The following is a 13,826-nucleotide window of genomic DNA, read 5'->3' as shown; positions in this document are numbered from 1 at the left end:
GGGGATCGGTCAGAAGTAGTCGAGCAACCGGGCCGGGGGCCCGCTCGCCAGCAGGTCCAACGCCGCCGGGTCGCCGTTTCCTCCCGCCAGCCCGGCCTGCGCGGCCGCCCGGCCGGTGGCCGCCCCGCAGTACAGGACGGCGAAGCCGCGGACGTCGAGGGTGAGGTCGGGCTCGGCGGCCGCCCGGGCCAGCGTGCCCGCGCCGTCCTCGACGGTCAGCTCCCAGGCGCCGTCGTTCCACGGGGCCAGCGCGTCGGTGAGCCGGAACGCCACCCGGCCGCGCACGTGCGCCGGCCAGCCGCGGGTGCCGACCGCCCGCACCACGTCGACCGGCCGGTGCATCCACGGCTGCCCGGAGCGGGCGTCGGCCCGCTCCAGCGGCAGGACGGCGGAGAACGCGTCGCCGGCCAGCAGCGGCACCCGGACGGTGCGGGTGACCGTGCGCCAGCCGGCGAGCACGCCGACCAGGGCCCGGGCGGTGGCCGGGTCGCGGGCCAGCAGGGTGTGGACGTCGAGCCGGGCGTCGGTGCCGTAGCCGCGGCCTCGCCCCAGCAGCAGCGCGCCGGTGAGCTCGCCCTCGACCTCAGCCAGGGTCACGGCGTCGACGTCGCGCGGCAGCGGGCCCTCGTGCGGCTCGTCGAAGAAGCCGCCCCGCCGGGTCAGCAGCCCGTCGTGCACCCGAGCCACCTGCTGGTAGAGGTCGGTGACCCGCGGCAGGTCGGCCGGCCCGCCCGGGGTCAGGTCGACCGCCCCGTCGCCCCGGGGGCGGGGCAGCCCGGCGGTGTCCAGGTCGACGGCGTCCAGCGTGCCGGCGACCTCCCAGCCCGCGGCGCGGTAGACGTCGGAGACGGTCGGGTGCAGCGTGCTGATCGCGGCGCCGCGCTCGCGGGCGTGCGCCAGCAGCGCGCCGAGCAGCGTGCGGGCCACGCCGCCGCCGCGGCTCTCCGGCCGGACGGCGACCCCGCTGACGCCGGCGGACACCACCCGCCGGCCGCCCCACCAGTGCTCGTGCGGCAGGTCGGTGATCTTGCCGATCAGCCGGCCGGCGTCGTCGAAGGCGCCGAACCGGGTGACGCCGGGGACGTCGCGCAGCGCGGACGCCGGCGCCTCGGCGGGGCCGCCGAACGCCAGCCGGCCCAGCTCCCAGGCCCCGGCCAGCTCGTCGGTGGCCAGGGCGCGCACCGTCAGGGTCACGCGGGGGCCCCGGCGTCGGCCCCGGCGTCCACCTCGGCCTCGGCCGGCGAGCCGGCGGGGGCGGGCGTGCGCCGGAGCACCAGCCAGGCGGCGACGGCGAGCAGCCCGGCGAGAGCGGCCCCGAGGGCCGGGACGGCGAACGCGGACTCGGCACCCCAGTGGTCGACCGCGATGCCGGCCAGCGCGGAGCCTGCGGTCAGGCCCACGGTGAGGCCGGTGGAGGTCCAGGTCAGGCCCTCGGTCAGCGAGGCGCGCGGCACCCGGGACTCCACCACCGACATCCCGGCGATCAGCACCGGCGCGATCGCCAGCCCGGCCAGGAAGGCGAACCCGACCAGCGTCGTCAGCGAGCCGACCAGGTGCAGCGTCTGGGCGGCCGCGGCGAAGAGCAGGGCCGCCCCCAGGAACCGGGTGACCAGGGTGCCCGGCAGCTTCACGATGCCGTAGGCGAGCCCGGCGAGCAGGCTGCCGGCGGCGTAGGCCGACAGCGCGATGCCCGCCGCGGCGGGAGCGCCCTCGTCCTCGGCGAACCCGACAACCACGACGTCCACGGCACCGAAGACCGTGCCCACCGCCAGGTAGGTGATGCCGATGGCGACCAGCCCGGGGGTGAGCACCCGGGAGCGGGTGCGCGGCTGGCCGGCGACCCGGGGAGCCACCGGCGGGGCGGTGGCCTCCTGGCGGGAGAGCACCAGCGCGCCGACGACGCCGATCAGCATGCCGGTGAGGAAGCCCAGCGGCGGGGCGATCAGCGCGGCCAGGAAGGTGACCGCCGGAGGCGCGACGACGAAGACCACCTCGTCGGCGACCGACTCGAACGCGAACGCCGTCTGCCGCTGACCCTGCTCGGGCAGCACGTTGGCCCACCGGCTGCGCACGACCGAGCCCACGTTGGCCGCCGTCCCGCCGGCGAGCGCGGCCAGGGCGAACCAGGTCCAGTGCGGCGCGCCGGAGACGACCGCGGCGACGAAGGCCAGGCCCACGACGAGGGAGAGCACCGCGGTGGCCCGCAGCACCCGGCTCTGGCCCACCCGGTCCATCGCCCGGGCCCACTGCGGGCTGCCGATGGCGAAGGAGAGGGCGTTGGTGCCGGCGACGGCGCCGGCCAGGGCGTAGCTGCCGCTCTCGCCCTCGACGAGCAGCACCGAGCCGAGCCCGGCGGTCGACATCGGCACCCGGGCCAGCAGGCCCGCGGAGGAGAAGGCGCGGGCGCCCGGGACGGCGAAGAGATCGGTGTACGGGGTGAGGACGGTGCGGGGTGACACAGCTGCTTCTCGCGCTTCCTGGCCACAGGCGAGTGCGGGGATGCCCGCCGGACCCTCGGGTGGCACGGCGACGGTAACAGCCGGGCCGGGCTCCGCCACGCGCATTTCGGCTGGACTTGCATGAACTTTCATGGATCAATGTGTGAGCCGCTGCACACGCACGGTGATCAGATTGACCCCGGAGGCCCACCCCGTGTCCCACCGCACCCCGCGCCGGCTCCTCGCCGCCCTCGCGCTCGGCACCGCCGTCCTGCTGGTCCCCGGCCTCGCCCAGGCCAAGGGCGGTGGCGACGACGGCGGCACCGTCGAGGACGGCGGTGGCGGCGGCTCGGTCAGCGGCGACTTCGCCGTCACGGTCAACGGCCGCACCTCGAACCCGGCGCCGGGCAAGGACCACCGGGTGCAGGACATCACCCCGACGTCCCCGGTCGTCGTCACCGGCCGGCACGTGAGCTACCGCATCGACCCGACCACGCTGGGCGTCTACGACTACACGCTGTCCGGCGCGCCGGACGCGCAGCGGATGGTCACCGCGCCGACCGTCGTCTTCGCCTCCAAGGTGCCGGTGCTCACCCCCGCCCAGCTCTCCGGGGTGCGGATCAGCGAGCTGCGGCTGCGCGACGACACGCTCGTGGTCACCTTCAGCACCGCCGCCGGCACGCTCAAGGTGCAGTCCAAGGACGCACCGCAGGGCGGGATCTTCCAGATGGAGCAGGAGTTCGGCGGCCCGGTCGAGTTCGTGCACACCCTCGGCGCCGGCCTCTTCTACTTCGTCAACGAGTTCACCGGGAAGGTGAACTTCGGCAACGGGGTGGCCGGCGACGCCACGCACCAGATGCTGCTGGGCAAGGACAGCCCGCAGGTCGCCACCAGGACCCAGCAGACCGCCACGGTCACCCGCTGGACGGTCACCTCCGTCGGCCGGATGGGCGGCGTGCTCGGCGAGGACGCGATCGAGCTCTCCGCCGGGGCGACCAACTGCACCAGCGACTGCCAGGCCCGCAACCGGGTGCAGGGCTCGCTGCCGGTGCCGCCGGACCCGACGTCCCCGACGCCGATCGGCTGACCTGCCCACCGCGAGGGGGCGACCGGAGCCCCGGTCGCCCCCTCGCTGCGTCCGGTGTCGGGCCGCCGGGGGCGATCGCGCACTACATTCGGGCTGTGACGACTCCGAGCCCGCTGCCCGACCCCACGGTCCGCCCGCAGGTGGGCGCCGTGAGCCCGGGCTCCGGCGGGCTGGTCGACCGGCACGGCCGGGTCGCGACCGACCTGCGGGTGTCGCTGACCGACCGCTGCAACCTGCGCTGCACCTACTGCATGCCGCCCGAGGGCCTGCAGTGGCTGCCCAAGGTCGAGCAGCTCACCGACGAGGAGGTCGTCCGGCTGGTCCGGATCGGCGTCGAGCACCTGGGCATCCAGGAGGTCCGGTTCACCGGCGGCGAGCCGCTGCTGCGCCCCGGGCTGCCCGGCATCGTCGCGGCGACGACCGCCCTGCGCCCCCGGCCGGAGGTCTCGCTCACCACCAACGCCATCGGGCTGTCCCGGATGGCCCCGGCGCTGGCCGCGGCCGGCCTGGACCGGATCAACGTCAGCCTGGACACCCTGGACCGCGAGCGCTTCCAGCAGCTGACGCACCGGGACCGGCTGCCCGACGTGCTCGCCGGGCTGCAGGCGGCCAAGGACGCCGGCCTCACCCCGGTCAAGGTCAACGCCGTGCTGCTCCGCGGGATCAACGAGGACGACGCCGTCCCGCTGCTGGAGTACTGCCTGGAGCACGGCTACGAGCTGCGCTTCATCGAGCAGATGCCGCTGGACGCCCACCACGCCTGGACCCGCGGCGAGATGGTCACCGCCGAGGACATCCTGGCCCGGCTGACCGCCGCCCACACGCTCGTGCCGGACGTCGAGGAGCGCGGTGCCGCCCCGGCGGAGCGCTGGCTGGTCGACGGCACCGGCCTGACCGTCGGCGTCATCGCGTCGGTGACCCGCTCGTTCTGCGGTGCCTGCGACCGCACCCGGCTGACGGCCGACGGGCAGATCCGCAACTGCCTGTTCGCCCGCGAGGAGTCCGACCTGCGGACGGCGCTGCGCGAGGGCGCCACCGACCAGGAGATCGCCGACCGCTGGCGGATCGCCACGCTGAACAAGCTGCCCGGGCACGGCATCGACGACCCGAGCTTCCTGCAGCCGTCCCGGCCGATGTCCGCGATCGGGGGCTGACGGTGTCGTCCACCCAGCCCGCCACCCCGACGGTCACCGTGCGGTACTTCGCCGGCGCCCGCGCCGCGGTCGGCGTCGACACCGAGACCCGCGAGGCCGGCAGCCTCGAGGAGCTCGTCGGCCAGCTCGTCGACGCCCACGGCGACCGCCTGGAGCGGGTGCTCACCGCCTGCTCGTTCCTGGTGGATGGAACCACGACCCGCGACCGCGCGTTGGTGCTGGCGCCCGGCGCGGTGGTGGACGTCCTGCCGCCCTTCGCCGGAGGCTGACAGCCCCGGGAGCATCGCAGCGAGGAACGAGCGAGGAGCGGACCGGGGCGCGGAAGCCGACCCAGTGCACGGCGGATGAGGAGAGCACGATGAGCCTGTTCGGGAAGGCCAAGGCCAAGGCGGAGGAGCTGCTCGGCCACGCCGAGGAGGTCTACGGACAGTCGCACGGCGACGCCGCGGCGACGCTGGACGGCGAGGCCCGCCGGCTGGAGGGCGAGGCCGAGGAGGAGCAGGCCGAGCGCGCCGAGCGGCACCCCGACGACGACGGGCTGGCCGGCGCCCGCTGACCCGACCGGCTGACCGCCCCTGCCGACCGCCCGCGGTCAGCCCTGCGGCAGCAGGCGGATCGCGACCAGGGCGACGTCGTCCTCGGGCTGGCCGTGCACCAGCCGGTCGACCAGCTGGTCGCACAGCTCGCCCAGCGGCAGGCCAGCCAGCTCGGAGGCGGCCTGGCGCAGCCGGGCCATCCCCTCGTCGAGGTCACCGCCGCGGCGCTCGATGAGGCCGTCGGTGTACAGCAGCACCGTCGTCCCGCGGTCCAGCACGACCACCTGCTCGCCCCGCGGGGTGGCCGGGTCGACGCCGAGCAGCAGCTCGCCCCGCCAGTCGGCCAGCGCCGCCAGCGAGCCGTCGGGGTTGATCACCAGCGGCGGCAGGTGCCCGGCGTTGCTCCACCGCATCCGGGTGACCCCCCGGCTGCGCTCCTCGTGGGTCTGCTCGAACCGAGCCACCGCCGCGGTCGCGTAGGTGCCCACCTCGAGCTGGTGCATCGCGGCGTCCAACCCGCGGAGCACCTCGGCCGGTCCCCCGTCGCTGTAGGACGCGATCCCGCGCAGCAGCGAGCGGAGCTGGCCCATCGCGGCGGCCGCCGCGGTGTCGTGACCGACCACGTCGCCGATGACCAGCATGGTCGAACCGGAGGGCTGCGTGAACGAGTCGTACCAGTCGCCGCCGACCCGGGCCGCCTCGGCCGCCGGGGTGTAGCGGACGACGACCTCGGCGTGGTCGTGGGTGAAGGCACCGGTGAGCAGGCTGCGCTGCAGCTCCTCGGCGAGCTGGCGCTGCTGGGAGAACAGCCGTGCGTTGTCCAGGGCCAGGCCGGCCCGGTCGGCGATCTCCTGCGCGGTGGCCTGCTCGGCCTCGTTCAGGCACCGGTCGCCCTCGAAGTACAGCGTCAGCGCACCCAGCGTCCGGCCCCGGCCGCGCAGCGGCATGGTGATCGCGGCGGTGGGGTGCAGCAGCTCGAGGAGCTCGCGGGCCTCGCCGACGGCCATCACGGTGAGCACCTCGGCGGTGTCCGCGGCGACCGTCTCGCCCAGCAGCGCCCGCACCACCGGCGACGTCACCGGCATCGCGTCCAGCCGCACGCCGGCGTAGCGCTCGACCAGCGCGCGGCGGGTGGGGTCGGTGTGCCACCAGCCGACGTCGGCGGGGCGGCCCTCGTCGTCCAGGACGGTGAGGATGCACCAGTCGGCCATCACCGGCACGATCAGCCGCGGCACCCGGGTGGCGGCCGTGTCGACGTCCAGCGTGCCGGCCAGCTCGGCGCTCACCCGGGCGAGCATCGCCAGCCGCTCCTGGGCGGTGCGGCGCTCGGTGACGTCGGAGAAGTACATCGCCAGGCCGCCGCCCTCCGGGACGGCCTGCACCTCGAACCAGGCGTTGAGCGGGGCCGGGTAGAAGCCCTCGAGCGTGCACGGCCGTCCGGTGGCCACGGCGTCGCGGTAGGCGCGGCCGAACTCGTTCGTGGCGTTGGCCGGGAACGCAGTCCAGTAGTCCCGGCCCACCAGCTGCTCGGCGGTGTAGCCGACGACCGCCGCACCGGCCGGGTTCAGGTAGCTGACCCGCCAGTCGGCGTCCACCTTCAGCACGCCGATCGGGACCGAGTCGAACAGGTGGTCGTCCGGCACGTCGCGGGCTCCCGTCGCCATCGCTCACCGCGGGCACACCGGAGGAGCGCTCGCCCCGGTTCTGGAGTCGAGCCGGTTCAGTTATGCCACGGGTGGTGAGCCGAGGCAAGGACCGTGGTCACAGCGGACCCACAGGTCACGGGCAGGCGACCCACTCCTCCTCGCCGTCGGCGAAGACCTGGCGCTTCCAGATCGGCAGCCGGGCCTTGACCTCGTCGACGAGCTCGGCGCAGACGGTGAACGCCTGGCCGCGGTGCGCGGCGCTGACCGCGCAGGCCAGCGCGACGTCGCCGATGCCCAGCAGCCCGACCCGGTGCGAGATGGCGACCGACTGCACGTCCGGCCGGGCGGCGAACTCGGCGGCGATCTCGGCGATCAGGTCCGGCGCCGTGGGGTGGCCGACGTACTCCAGCTCGGTGACCGAGCGCCCGCCGTCGTGGTCGCGGACGACCCCGGAGAAGGAGACGACCGCCCCGGCCGCCTTGTCGGCGACAGCGGCCTCGTGCTCGGCGACCGACAGCGGCTCCTCGGTGACCCGGGCCAAGAGCGTGTCCACGGCGGTGAAGGTACGCGCGCTCACCCGGCCGGCGGGACGTCCAGGTCGGTCGGGTCGGCGAGCCCGGTGCAGTCGACCTCCAGGACGTCGTGGTCGGCGAGGTAGCGCCGGGCGCCCTCGTCACCGGTGGCCGTCGCCGCCACCCCGGCCCAGTGCTCGCGGCCGAGCAGCACCGGGTGCCCGCGGACGCCGTCGTAGGCGGCCACGGCGAGCGCGTCGGGGGCGGCGTGCTCGGCCATCCGGGCCAGCGCGGCCGGCGTCATGCCCGGCATGTCGACCAGCTGCACCAGCACCGCGTCGACCCGGCCCGGCCAGCCGCGCAGCCCGTCGAGGCCGGTGCGCAGGCTGGAGGCCATCCCGGTCTCCCAGTCGGCGTTGGCCAGGACGACAGCTTCGGACAGGTCGGCGCTGCGCCACACCTCGACCGCCTGGGCACCGAGCACGACGAGCACCGGGTCGCAGACCGCGGCCGCCGTCCGCACCGCCCGCTCGACCAGCAGGCTCCCCTCGAACTCGACCAGCGCCTTCGGCATGCCGTAGCGGCGACCCCCTCCGGCAGCGAGCACCAGCCCGGCGACCGGGGCGTCCGACGTCACGGCGCCACCCTGCCACCGGGCGGGGTCGGGCCGGCCAGCGCGGCCCGGACGAAGGCCGCCGTCCGGTCGGCGAGACCGTCGTCGAACGACGTCCCCGTGGACGACAGCAGCTGCATGCCCAGCCCCCGGAGCAGGCCCACCAGCATGGCGCCGGTGGCGGTCGGGTCGGCGTCGGCGCGGATCGACCCGTCGGCGACGCCCTGCGCCACGACGTCGGCCAGGTCGGCGCGGAACGCGGTGTCGCGCTCGGCGAACAGCGGCTCGAGCACCGGGTCGGCGGCGACCGACTCGGCCCAGAGCAGCAGGAACGCCCCGGTCGCCGGCGTGCGGCTCATGGCCATGTCGAGGTATGCGCGCACCACCGCGGTCAGCCGGTCCAGCGCGGTGCCCTCGGTGGCCGGGACGTCGAAGCGCTGGGCGTGCCGGACGACGGCGTCCAGCAGCTGCTCCCGGCTGCCGAAGTGGTGGTGCACGATGCCGCGGCTGTAGCCCGCCTCCCGGCCCACCTCGCCGAGGGTGACCGCCCGCGACCCCTTCCGGGCGATCAACCGGACCGCGGCGTCGATGACCCGCCGCTCGGCCTCGGTGCGCCGCTCGAGCTGCGTCCGCCGTCCGTCCTGCTCCGCCACGGGGTCACTGTGCCACCGGCCCTGGGGCAACTTGCTTGCGTGCACGCACGCAAGTTAGTACGGTCAGCGGCACACCAGCACAGGAGAGGGGATCGCGATGACCGAGCCCGAACGAGGGACCCGACGTCCACCCGGGGCCGCCCGGCCCGAGCCCGGCGAGGCGGTGGAGGCCGGCACGCCGCCGTTCCGCTGGCCGCTGCGCCGCGCGCTGCACACCCGCCGCCCGACCCGGCCGGGGGTCTGACGGGGTGCGGCCTCAGCGGGTGTAGACGGCGATCTCCGACGCCTTCACCGACGCCCAGACCGCTGCGCCGGGGGCCAGCCCCAGCTCGGCGAAGGCGGTGGCGGTGACGTCGGCGGTCAGCGGCACCTCCCCGGCGAGGTCGCAGCGCACCACCGACCCGTGCGGGGTCGCCGCCACCAGCCGCAGCGGCCAGACGTTGCGCGGGCTGCCCGCCGGGCGCTCGAGGTACAGCGAGACCGACTCGGGCCGGACGGCGACGAACACCGGCCCGGCGGCCTCCTCGGCGACCGCGACCACCCCGCCGCCGTCCAGCGCGACCTGCTGCCCAGCTCCCGTGCCGGGCAGCAGCACCAGGCCGACCAGCCGGGCGACGTAGTCGGTGCGCGGCCGCCGGGCGACCTCGGCCGCGGTGCCCGACTGCACGACCTGCCCGTCCTCGACGACGACCACCCGGTCGGCCAGTGCCATCGCGTCGATCGGGTCGTGGGTCACCAGCACGGCGCTGCCGGCGTAGTCGGCGAGGTGCCGGTGCAGCTCGGCCCGGACGGTGAGCCGGGTGCGGGCGTCCAGCGACGAGAGCGGCTCGTCGAGCAGCAGCACCCGCGGGTCGCCGACCAGCGCGCGGGCCAGCGCCGCGCGCTGCGCCTGGCCGCCGGAGAGCTCGCCGGGGCGCCGGTCGCCCAGCCCGGCCAGCCCGACCCGGTCCAGCCACTGCCCCGCGGCCGCCCGGGCCGCGGGCCGCCTCATCCCGCGGGTGCGCAGCCCGAAGGCGACGTTCTCGGTGACCGACAGGTGCGGGAAGAGCAGGTGGTCCTGGAAGACCATGCCCAGGGCCCGCTGGTGGGCGGGCACGTGCCGGTCGGCGGAGTCCCAGACCTCGCCGCCGTCCACGACTACCTGCCCGGCATCCGGGGCGAGCAGGCCGGCCAGCACCCGCAAGACCGTGGACTTGCCGGCGCCGTTCGGGCCGAGCACGGCGAGCACCTCGCCATCGCCCACGGCCAGCCGGACGTCGACCGCCAGCGACCCGCGCTGGACGACGACGTGCGCGTCCAGGCTCACGCCGCGACCCCGCGCTGCCCCAGCCACCGGCCGCGGAGCAGCAGCAGGGTGGCCAGCGAGACCGCGAGCAGCACCAGGCTGAGCACGATCGCGGCGTCCGGGTCGCGCTGCAGGGCCAGGTAGACGGCGAGCGGCATGGTCTGCGTCGTCCCCGGGAAGTTGCCGGCGAAGGTGATCGTGGCGCCGAACTCCCCCAGCGCGCGGGCCCAGCAGAGCACCGCGCCGGCGGCGATCCCAGGGGCCACCAGCGGGAGGGTGACCCGGCGGAACGTCGTCCACCGGTCGGCGCCCAGGGTGGCCGCGGCGTCCTCGAAGCGGGCGTCCGCCGCGCGCAGCGCGCCCTCGACGCTGATCACCAGGAACGGCATGGCCACGAACGTCTCGGCCACCACCACCGCGGCGGTGGTGAAGGGCAGCGCGAAGCCGGTGGTCTCGTACAGCCACTCGCCGACCAGCCCCTGCCGGCCCAGCACCAGGAACAGCGCGACGCCGCCGACCACCGGCGGCAGCACCAGCGGGACGGTCACCAGCGCCCGGAGCACCGACCGGCCGCGGACCCGCGAGCGGGCGAGCACCCAGGCCAGCGGGACGCCGAGCAGCAGCGAGACCAGCGTGGCCAGGGTCGCCGAGACCAGCGACAGCCGCAGCGCGTCCCCCACCCCGGGCCGGCTCAGCTGCGGGCCGAGGTCGCCCCACGGCGCCCGGACGACCAGCCCGACCAGCGGCAGGACCAGGAAGGCGACGGCCAGCAGCGCCGGGACCAGCAGCGGCGCGGGCACCCCGGCGTCCCGGCGCCTCACGGGCTGGTGAAACCGGCGGCGTCGAGGACCTCGCGGCCCTCCTCGGAGGTGACGAGCTGGGCGAAGGCGAGGGCGCCGGCCGGGTTGGGGGCGTCGGTCAGCGTGCAGATCGGGTAGCCGTTCACCGCCTCGGCGGCCTCGGGGAACGCGATGCCCTCCACCGCGTCACCGGCGGCCCGGACGTCGGTGACGTAGACCAGCGCCGCGTCGACCTCGCCGAGCTGCACCTTGGTCAGCGCCGCCTTGACGTCCTCCTCCAGGGTGTCCGGCGCGGCGGTCAGCCCGGCGGCGTCGAACGCCTCCTCCGCCGCGGCGCCGCAGGGCACCTCCGGGGCGCAGAGCGCGATGGTCTTGTCCGGGTCCGCGAGGTCGGCCAGGCCGGTGATGCCCCCGGGGTTGCCCGGCGGGACGGCGATCTGCAGCTGGTTGGTGGCGAACAGCACCGGCGCCCGGGACACGATGCCGTTGTTCGTGACGACGTCCATCTGGTCGGTGTCGGCGGGGGCGAAGACGTCGGCGGGCGCGCCCTGGGTCAGCTGGGTGGCCAGCGCGGAGCTGCCGGCGAAGTTGAACTGCACGGTCAGGCCGGGGTGCTCGGCCTCCAGCCGCGCGCCGAGCTCGGTGAAGACGTCGGTGAGGGAGGCGGCCGCGAAGACGGTGACCGTGCCGCTCAGCTCGTCGCCCGATCCGCCGTCGTCGGAGGCTCCGCAGCCGGCGAGGGCGAGCACCGCCGCGGCAGCGACCAGCCGCCTCACGAGATGTCCACGCTGACCTGGGTGGCCTTGACCGTGGCGACGGCGCGGACGCCCGGCTCCAGCCCCAGCTCGTCGGCGGCCTCCCGGGACATCAGCGAGACCAGCCGGAAGGGCCCGGCCTGCAGCTCGACCTGGGCCATCACCGTGTCCCGGACGACCCGGGTGACGATGCCGGTCAGCCGGTTGCGGGCCGAGGACGAGCGCGTGGTGCCCGGCTGCGGCGCCGGGTGCAGCTCGGTGGCGACCCGGGCCAGGTCGACGCCGTCGACCTGCGCCGGTCCGGCCTCCCGGGTGGCCGGCAGCCGGTCGCTGTCGATCCAGCGGCGGACCGTGTCGTCGCTCACGCCGAGCAGCGCAGCGGCCTCGGCGATCCGGTAGGAGGTGGGCACGAGGGGCACCGTACGGCCGCAGGTGCGGAGGATCAACGGGCTCGGGTCCCGCAGATGCGGCTCGGCGCACGCACCAGGTTGTGCACCATACGTACCCGGCACGGGGTGGGCGACCCGACCCCGTGGGTCGTTTGCCGATCTCGGGGCCCGGGCAGACGGCGTCGGTGACCGCGACCGACCAGCGCCCTGCCGACCCCACCACGAAGGCGGGCGGCTCGGCGTCCGTGCGCACCAGGCGCATCCGCGAGACGGCCCGCGACGTCCTCGGGTACACCGAGTTCCGGCCCGGCCAGGAGGAGGCGATGAAGTCCGTCGCCGCCGGCCGGGACACCCTGGCCGTGCTGCCCTCGGGCGCCGGGAAGTCCGCCGTCTACACCGTCGCCGGGCTGCTGCTGGACGGTCCGGTCGTCATCGTCTCGCCGCTCATCGCCCTGCAGCGCGACCAGGTGCAGCGCCTGGAGGAGCTCGGTGAGGACGCCGTCGGCCGGGCCGCGGTGCTCAACTCCAGCCTGTCGGTGCTCGAGCACCAGGCAGTGCTGGACGGCATGCGTGACGGAACGGTCCGCTTCTGCTTCCTCGCGCCCGAGCAGCTGGCCAAGACCGAGGTCGTCGAGGCCATCCGGACGTCGGCACCGGCGCTGTTCGTCGTCGACGAGGCGCACTGCGTGTCCGCCTGGGGCCACGACTTCCGGCCGGACTACCTGCGGCTGGGCGGGGTCGTGCAGCAGCTCGGCCACCCGACGGTGCTCGCGCTGACCGCCACCGCCGCTCCCCCGGTGCGCGCCGAGATCGTCGAGCGGCTGGAGATGACCGACCCGGCGGTGATCGTCGCCGGCTTCGACCGGCCGGAGATCCGGCTGGAGGTCGAGCAGCACGCGGACGCGCACGGCAAGCACACCGCCGTCCTGGACCGGGTCACCGCGCTGACCGCCGACGGCATCGGCATCCTCTACAGCGCGACGCGCAAGGGCACCGAGGAGTTCGCCGCGGCGCTCACCGAGCGCGGGCTGCGGGCCCGGGCGTACCACGCGGGGCTGCGGAAGAGCGACCGCGAGGAGGTGCAGCGGGCGTACATGGACGACGAGCTGGACGTCGTCGTCGCGACCACCGCGTTCGGCATGGGCATCGACAAGCCGCAGACCCGGTTCGTCGTGCACGCCGAGCCCGCCGACTCCGTCGACAGCTACTACCAGGAGATCGGCCGCGCCGGCCGGGACGGCGAGCCGGCCATCGCCGTGCTGGTCTACCGGCCCGAGGACCTCGGCATCCGCAAGTTCTTCGCCGCCGGGGCGCCGGCCGAGGAGGAGCTGCAGCAGGTGGCCGGGCTGGTGCGCGCCGGTGCCGCCGCCGGCATGGACGGCGTGGACGTGAGGGAGCTGCGCGAGGAGACCGGCCTGGCCGCCACGCCGCTGGTCCGCGACCTGAACCTGCTGGAGCAGGCGGGCGCCGTCGTGCTGGACGACGAGGGCGCGGCCGCCCCCGCACCGGATGGCCCCGCCCCTGGGGAGGCCGCCGCGGCCGCCCGCGAGCTGGCCGAGCACCACACCAAGGTCGACGAGAGCCGGATCGAGATGATGCGCGGCTACGCCGAGACCACCGGCTGCCGCCGCCAGTTCCTGCTCGGCTACTTCGGCGAGCAGCTGGACGAGCCCTGCGGCAACTGCGACACCTGCACCTCTGGGTCGGCCTACGAGCACGCCGCACCGGTCGTCGACGGCGACCACCCGTTCGCCGTTGACACCGCCGTCGAGCACACCGAGTGGGGCCTGGGGATAGTCATGCGCCACGAGGAGGACCGGATCGTCGTGCTGTTCGAGGAGGTCGGCTACAAGACCCTCGGCCTGCAGGCGGTCATCGATCACGACCTGCTCCGCGAGCGCGCCGGCTGACGCCACGTCAAGGCCTGCCGCCCATCTGTGGACAGGGCTCTGACCTGG

16 protein-coding genes are annotated in these 13,826 nt (G+C 75.6%); 6 read left to right on the top strand and 10 right to left on the bottom strand.

Annotation, left to right across the window (positions count from 1 at the left end; translation table 11 throughout):
- Positions 1-9 precede the first annotated feature (9 nt).
- Positions 10-1,194 carry a GNAT family N-acetyltransferase gene (locus tag FHX36_RS16225; protein ID WP_343056638.1) on the bottom strand — a complete coding sequence of 395 codons (1,185 nt, stop codon included), beginning with the start codon at positions 1,192-1,194 and terminating at the stop codon, positions 10-12.
- On the bottom strand, positions 1,191-2,459 hold the full coding sequence (locus FHX36_RS16220; protein ID WP_183513903.1) for an MFS transporter: 1,269 nt from the start codon (positions 2,457-2,459) through the stop codon (positions 1,191-1,193). The genes FHX36_RS16225 and FHX36_RS16220 overlap by 4 nt, the downstream gene beginning before the upstream one ends.
- A 193-nt stretch (positions 2,460-2,652) precedes the next feature.
- Here FHX36_RS16220 and FHX36_RS16215 point away from each other — a divergent pair, with 193 nt between their 5' ends.
- From FHX36_RS16215 to FHX36_RS16200, 4 genes are all read left to right on the top strand, one after another.
- Entirely contained in the window at positions 2,653-3,525 is an 873-nt protein-coding gene (locus FHX36_RS16215; RefSeq protein WP_110551098.1) for a hypothetical protein, read from the top strand.
- 95 nt (positions 3,526-3,620) lie between these two features.
- A complete protein-coding gene (gene moaA, locus FHX36_RS16210; protein ID WP_220035830.1) occupies positions 3,621-4,679 on the top strand; it encodes a GTP 3',8-cyclase MoaA in 1,059 nt (352 codons plus the stop codon).
- Between the two features lie 2 nt (positions 4,680-4,681).
- Positions 4,682-4,948, top strand: a complete 267-nt coding sequence (locus FHX36_RS16205; protein WP_110551100.1) for a MoaD/ThiS family protein — start codon at positions 4,682-4,684, stop codon at positions 4,946-4,948.
- Positions 4,949-5,037: 89 nt separating this feature from the next.
- A complete protein-coding gene (locus tag FHX36_RS16200; protein WP_110551101.1) occupies positions 5,038-5,235 on the top strand; it encodes a hypothetical protein in 198 nt (65 codons plus the stop codon).
- 36 nt (positions 5,236-5,271) lie between these two features.
- Here FHX36_RS16200 and FHX36_RS16195 read toward each other — a convergent pair whose 3' ends face one another.
- The 4 genes from FHX36_RS16195 to FHX36_RS16180 form a co-directional block, all read right to left on the bottom strand.
- Positions 5,272-6,879: a SpoIIE family protein phosphatase gene (locus FHX36_RS16195; protein ID WP_110551102.1), complete on the bottom strand. Its 1,608-nt coding sequence runs from the start codon at positions 6,877-6,879 to the stop codon at positions 5,272-5,274.
- A gap of 115 nt (positions 6,880-6,994) precedes the next feature.
- Positions 6,995-7,414, bottom strand: a complete 420-nt coding sequence (locus tag FHX36_RS16190) for a molybdenum cofactor biosynthesis protein MoaE (protein ID WP_110551120.1) — start codon at positions 7,412-7,414, stop codon at positions 6,995-6,997.
- A 20-nt stretch (positions 7,415-7,434) separates the two neighbouring features.
- Positions 7,435-8,010, bottom strand: a complete 576-nt coding sequence (locus tag FHX36_RS16185) for a nucleotidyltransferase family protein (protein ID WP_110551103.1) — start codon at positions 8,008-8,010, stop codon at positions 7,435-7,437.
- Positions 8,007-8,639, bottom strand: coding sequence for a TetR/AcrR family transcriptional regulator (locus FHX36_RS16180; RefSeq protein ID WP_110551104.1), 633 nt, complete (start codon positions 8,637-8,639; stop codon positions 8,007-8,009). Before FHX36_RS16180 ends, FHX36_RS16185 begins: the two co-directional genes overlap by 4 nt.
- A 97-nt stretch (positions 8,640-8,736) precedes the next feature.
- On the opposite strand from FHX36_RS16180, the gene FHX36_RS16175 reads away from it, so the two are divergent.
- Positions 8,737-8,883, top strand: coding sequence for a hypothetical protein (locus FHX36_RS16175; protein ID WP_181428659.1), 147 nt, complete (start codon positions 8,737-8,739; stop codon positions 8,881-8,883).
- Positions 8,884-8,895: 12 nt separating this feature from the next.
- On the opposite strand, the gene FHX36_RS16170 is transcribed toward FHX36_RS16175, so the two are convergent.
- Genes FHX36_RS16170 through FHX36_RS22460 form a run of 4 tightly spaced genes read right to left on the bottom strand, consistent with a single transcriptional unit; the run spans position 8,896 to position 11,889 of the window.
- Entirely contained in the window at positions 8,896-9,945 is a 1,050-nt protein-coding gene (locus tag FHX36_RS16170; protein WP_110551105.1) for an ABC transporter ATP-binding protein, read from the bottom strand.
- On the bottom strand, positions 9,942-10,745 hold the full coding sequence (locus tag FHX36_RS16165; RefSeq protein WP_181428660.1) for an ABC transporter permease: 804 nt from the start codon (positions 10,743-10,745) through the stop codon (positions 9,942-9,944). The genes FHX36_RS16170 and FHX36_RS16165 overlap by 4 nt, the downstream gene beginning before the upstream one ends.
- On the bottom strand, positions 10,742-11,500 hold the full coding sequence (gene modA, locus FHX36_RS22465) for a molybdate ABC transporter substrate-binding protein (RefSeq protein ID WP_220035831.1): 759 nt from the start codon (positions 11,498-11,500) through the stop codon (positions 10,742-10,744). The genes FHX36_RS16165 and modA overlap by 4 nt, the downstream gene beginning before the upstream one ends.
- Positions 11,497-11,889, bottom strand: coding sequence for a TOBE domain-containing protein (locus FHX36_RS22460; protein WP_220035832.1), 393 nt, complete (start codon positions 11,887-11,889; stop codon positions 11,497-11,499). The genes modA and FHX36_RS22460 overlap by 4 nt, the downstream gene beginning before the upstream one ends.
- Positions 11,890-12,053: 164 nt before the next feature.
- Between FHX36_RS22460 and FHX36_RS16155 the strand changes: the two genes are divergently transcribed.
- Positions 12,054-13,778 carry a RecQ family ATP-dependent DNA helicase gene (locus FHX36_RS16155; RefSeq protein ID WP_258372613.1) on the top strand — a complete coding sequence of 575 codons (1,725 nt, stop codon included), beginning with the start codon at positions 12,054-12,056 and terminating at the stop codon, positions 13,776-13,778.
- Positions 13,779-13,826: the final 48 nt, after the last annotated feature.

It is taken from the genome of Modestobacter versicolor (genome assembly GCF_014195485.1).
GTDB classification, from domain to species: domain Bacteria; phylum Actinomycetota; class Actinomycetes; order Mycobacteriales; family Geodermatophilaceae; genus Modestobacter; species Modestobacter versicolor.
Note: the sequence above shows the minus strand (reverse complement) of the source record. Positions and strands in the feature narration are given on the sequence as shown.

Excerpts from the sequence above, each read along its gene's own strand:
- FHX36_RS16175 (WP_181428659.1), top strand. The coding sequence starts at position 8,737 with ATGACCGAGCCCGAACGAGGGACCCGACGTCCACCCGGGGCCGCCCGG.
- FHX36_RS16200 (WP_110551101.1), top strand. The coding sequence starts at position 5,038 with ATGAGCCTGTTCGGGAAGGCCAAGGCCAAGGCGGAGGAGCTGCTCGGC.
- FHX36_RS16195 (WP_110551102.1), bottom strand. The coding sequence starts at position 6,879 with ATGGCGACGGGAGCCCGCGACGTGCCGGACGACCACCTGTTCGACTCG.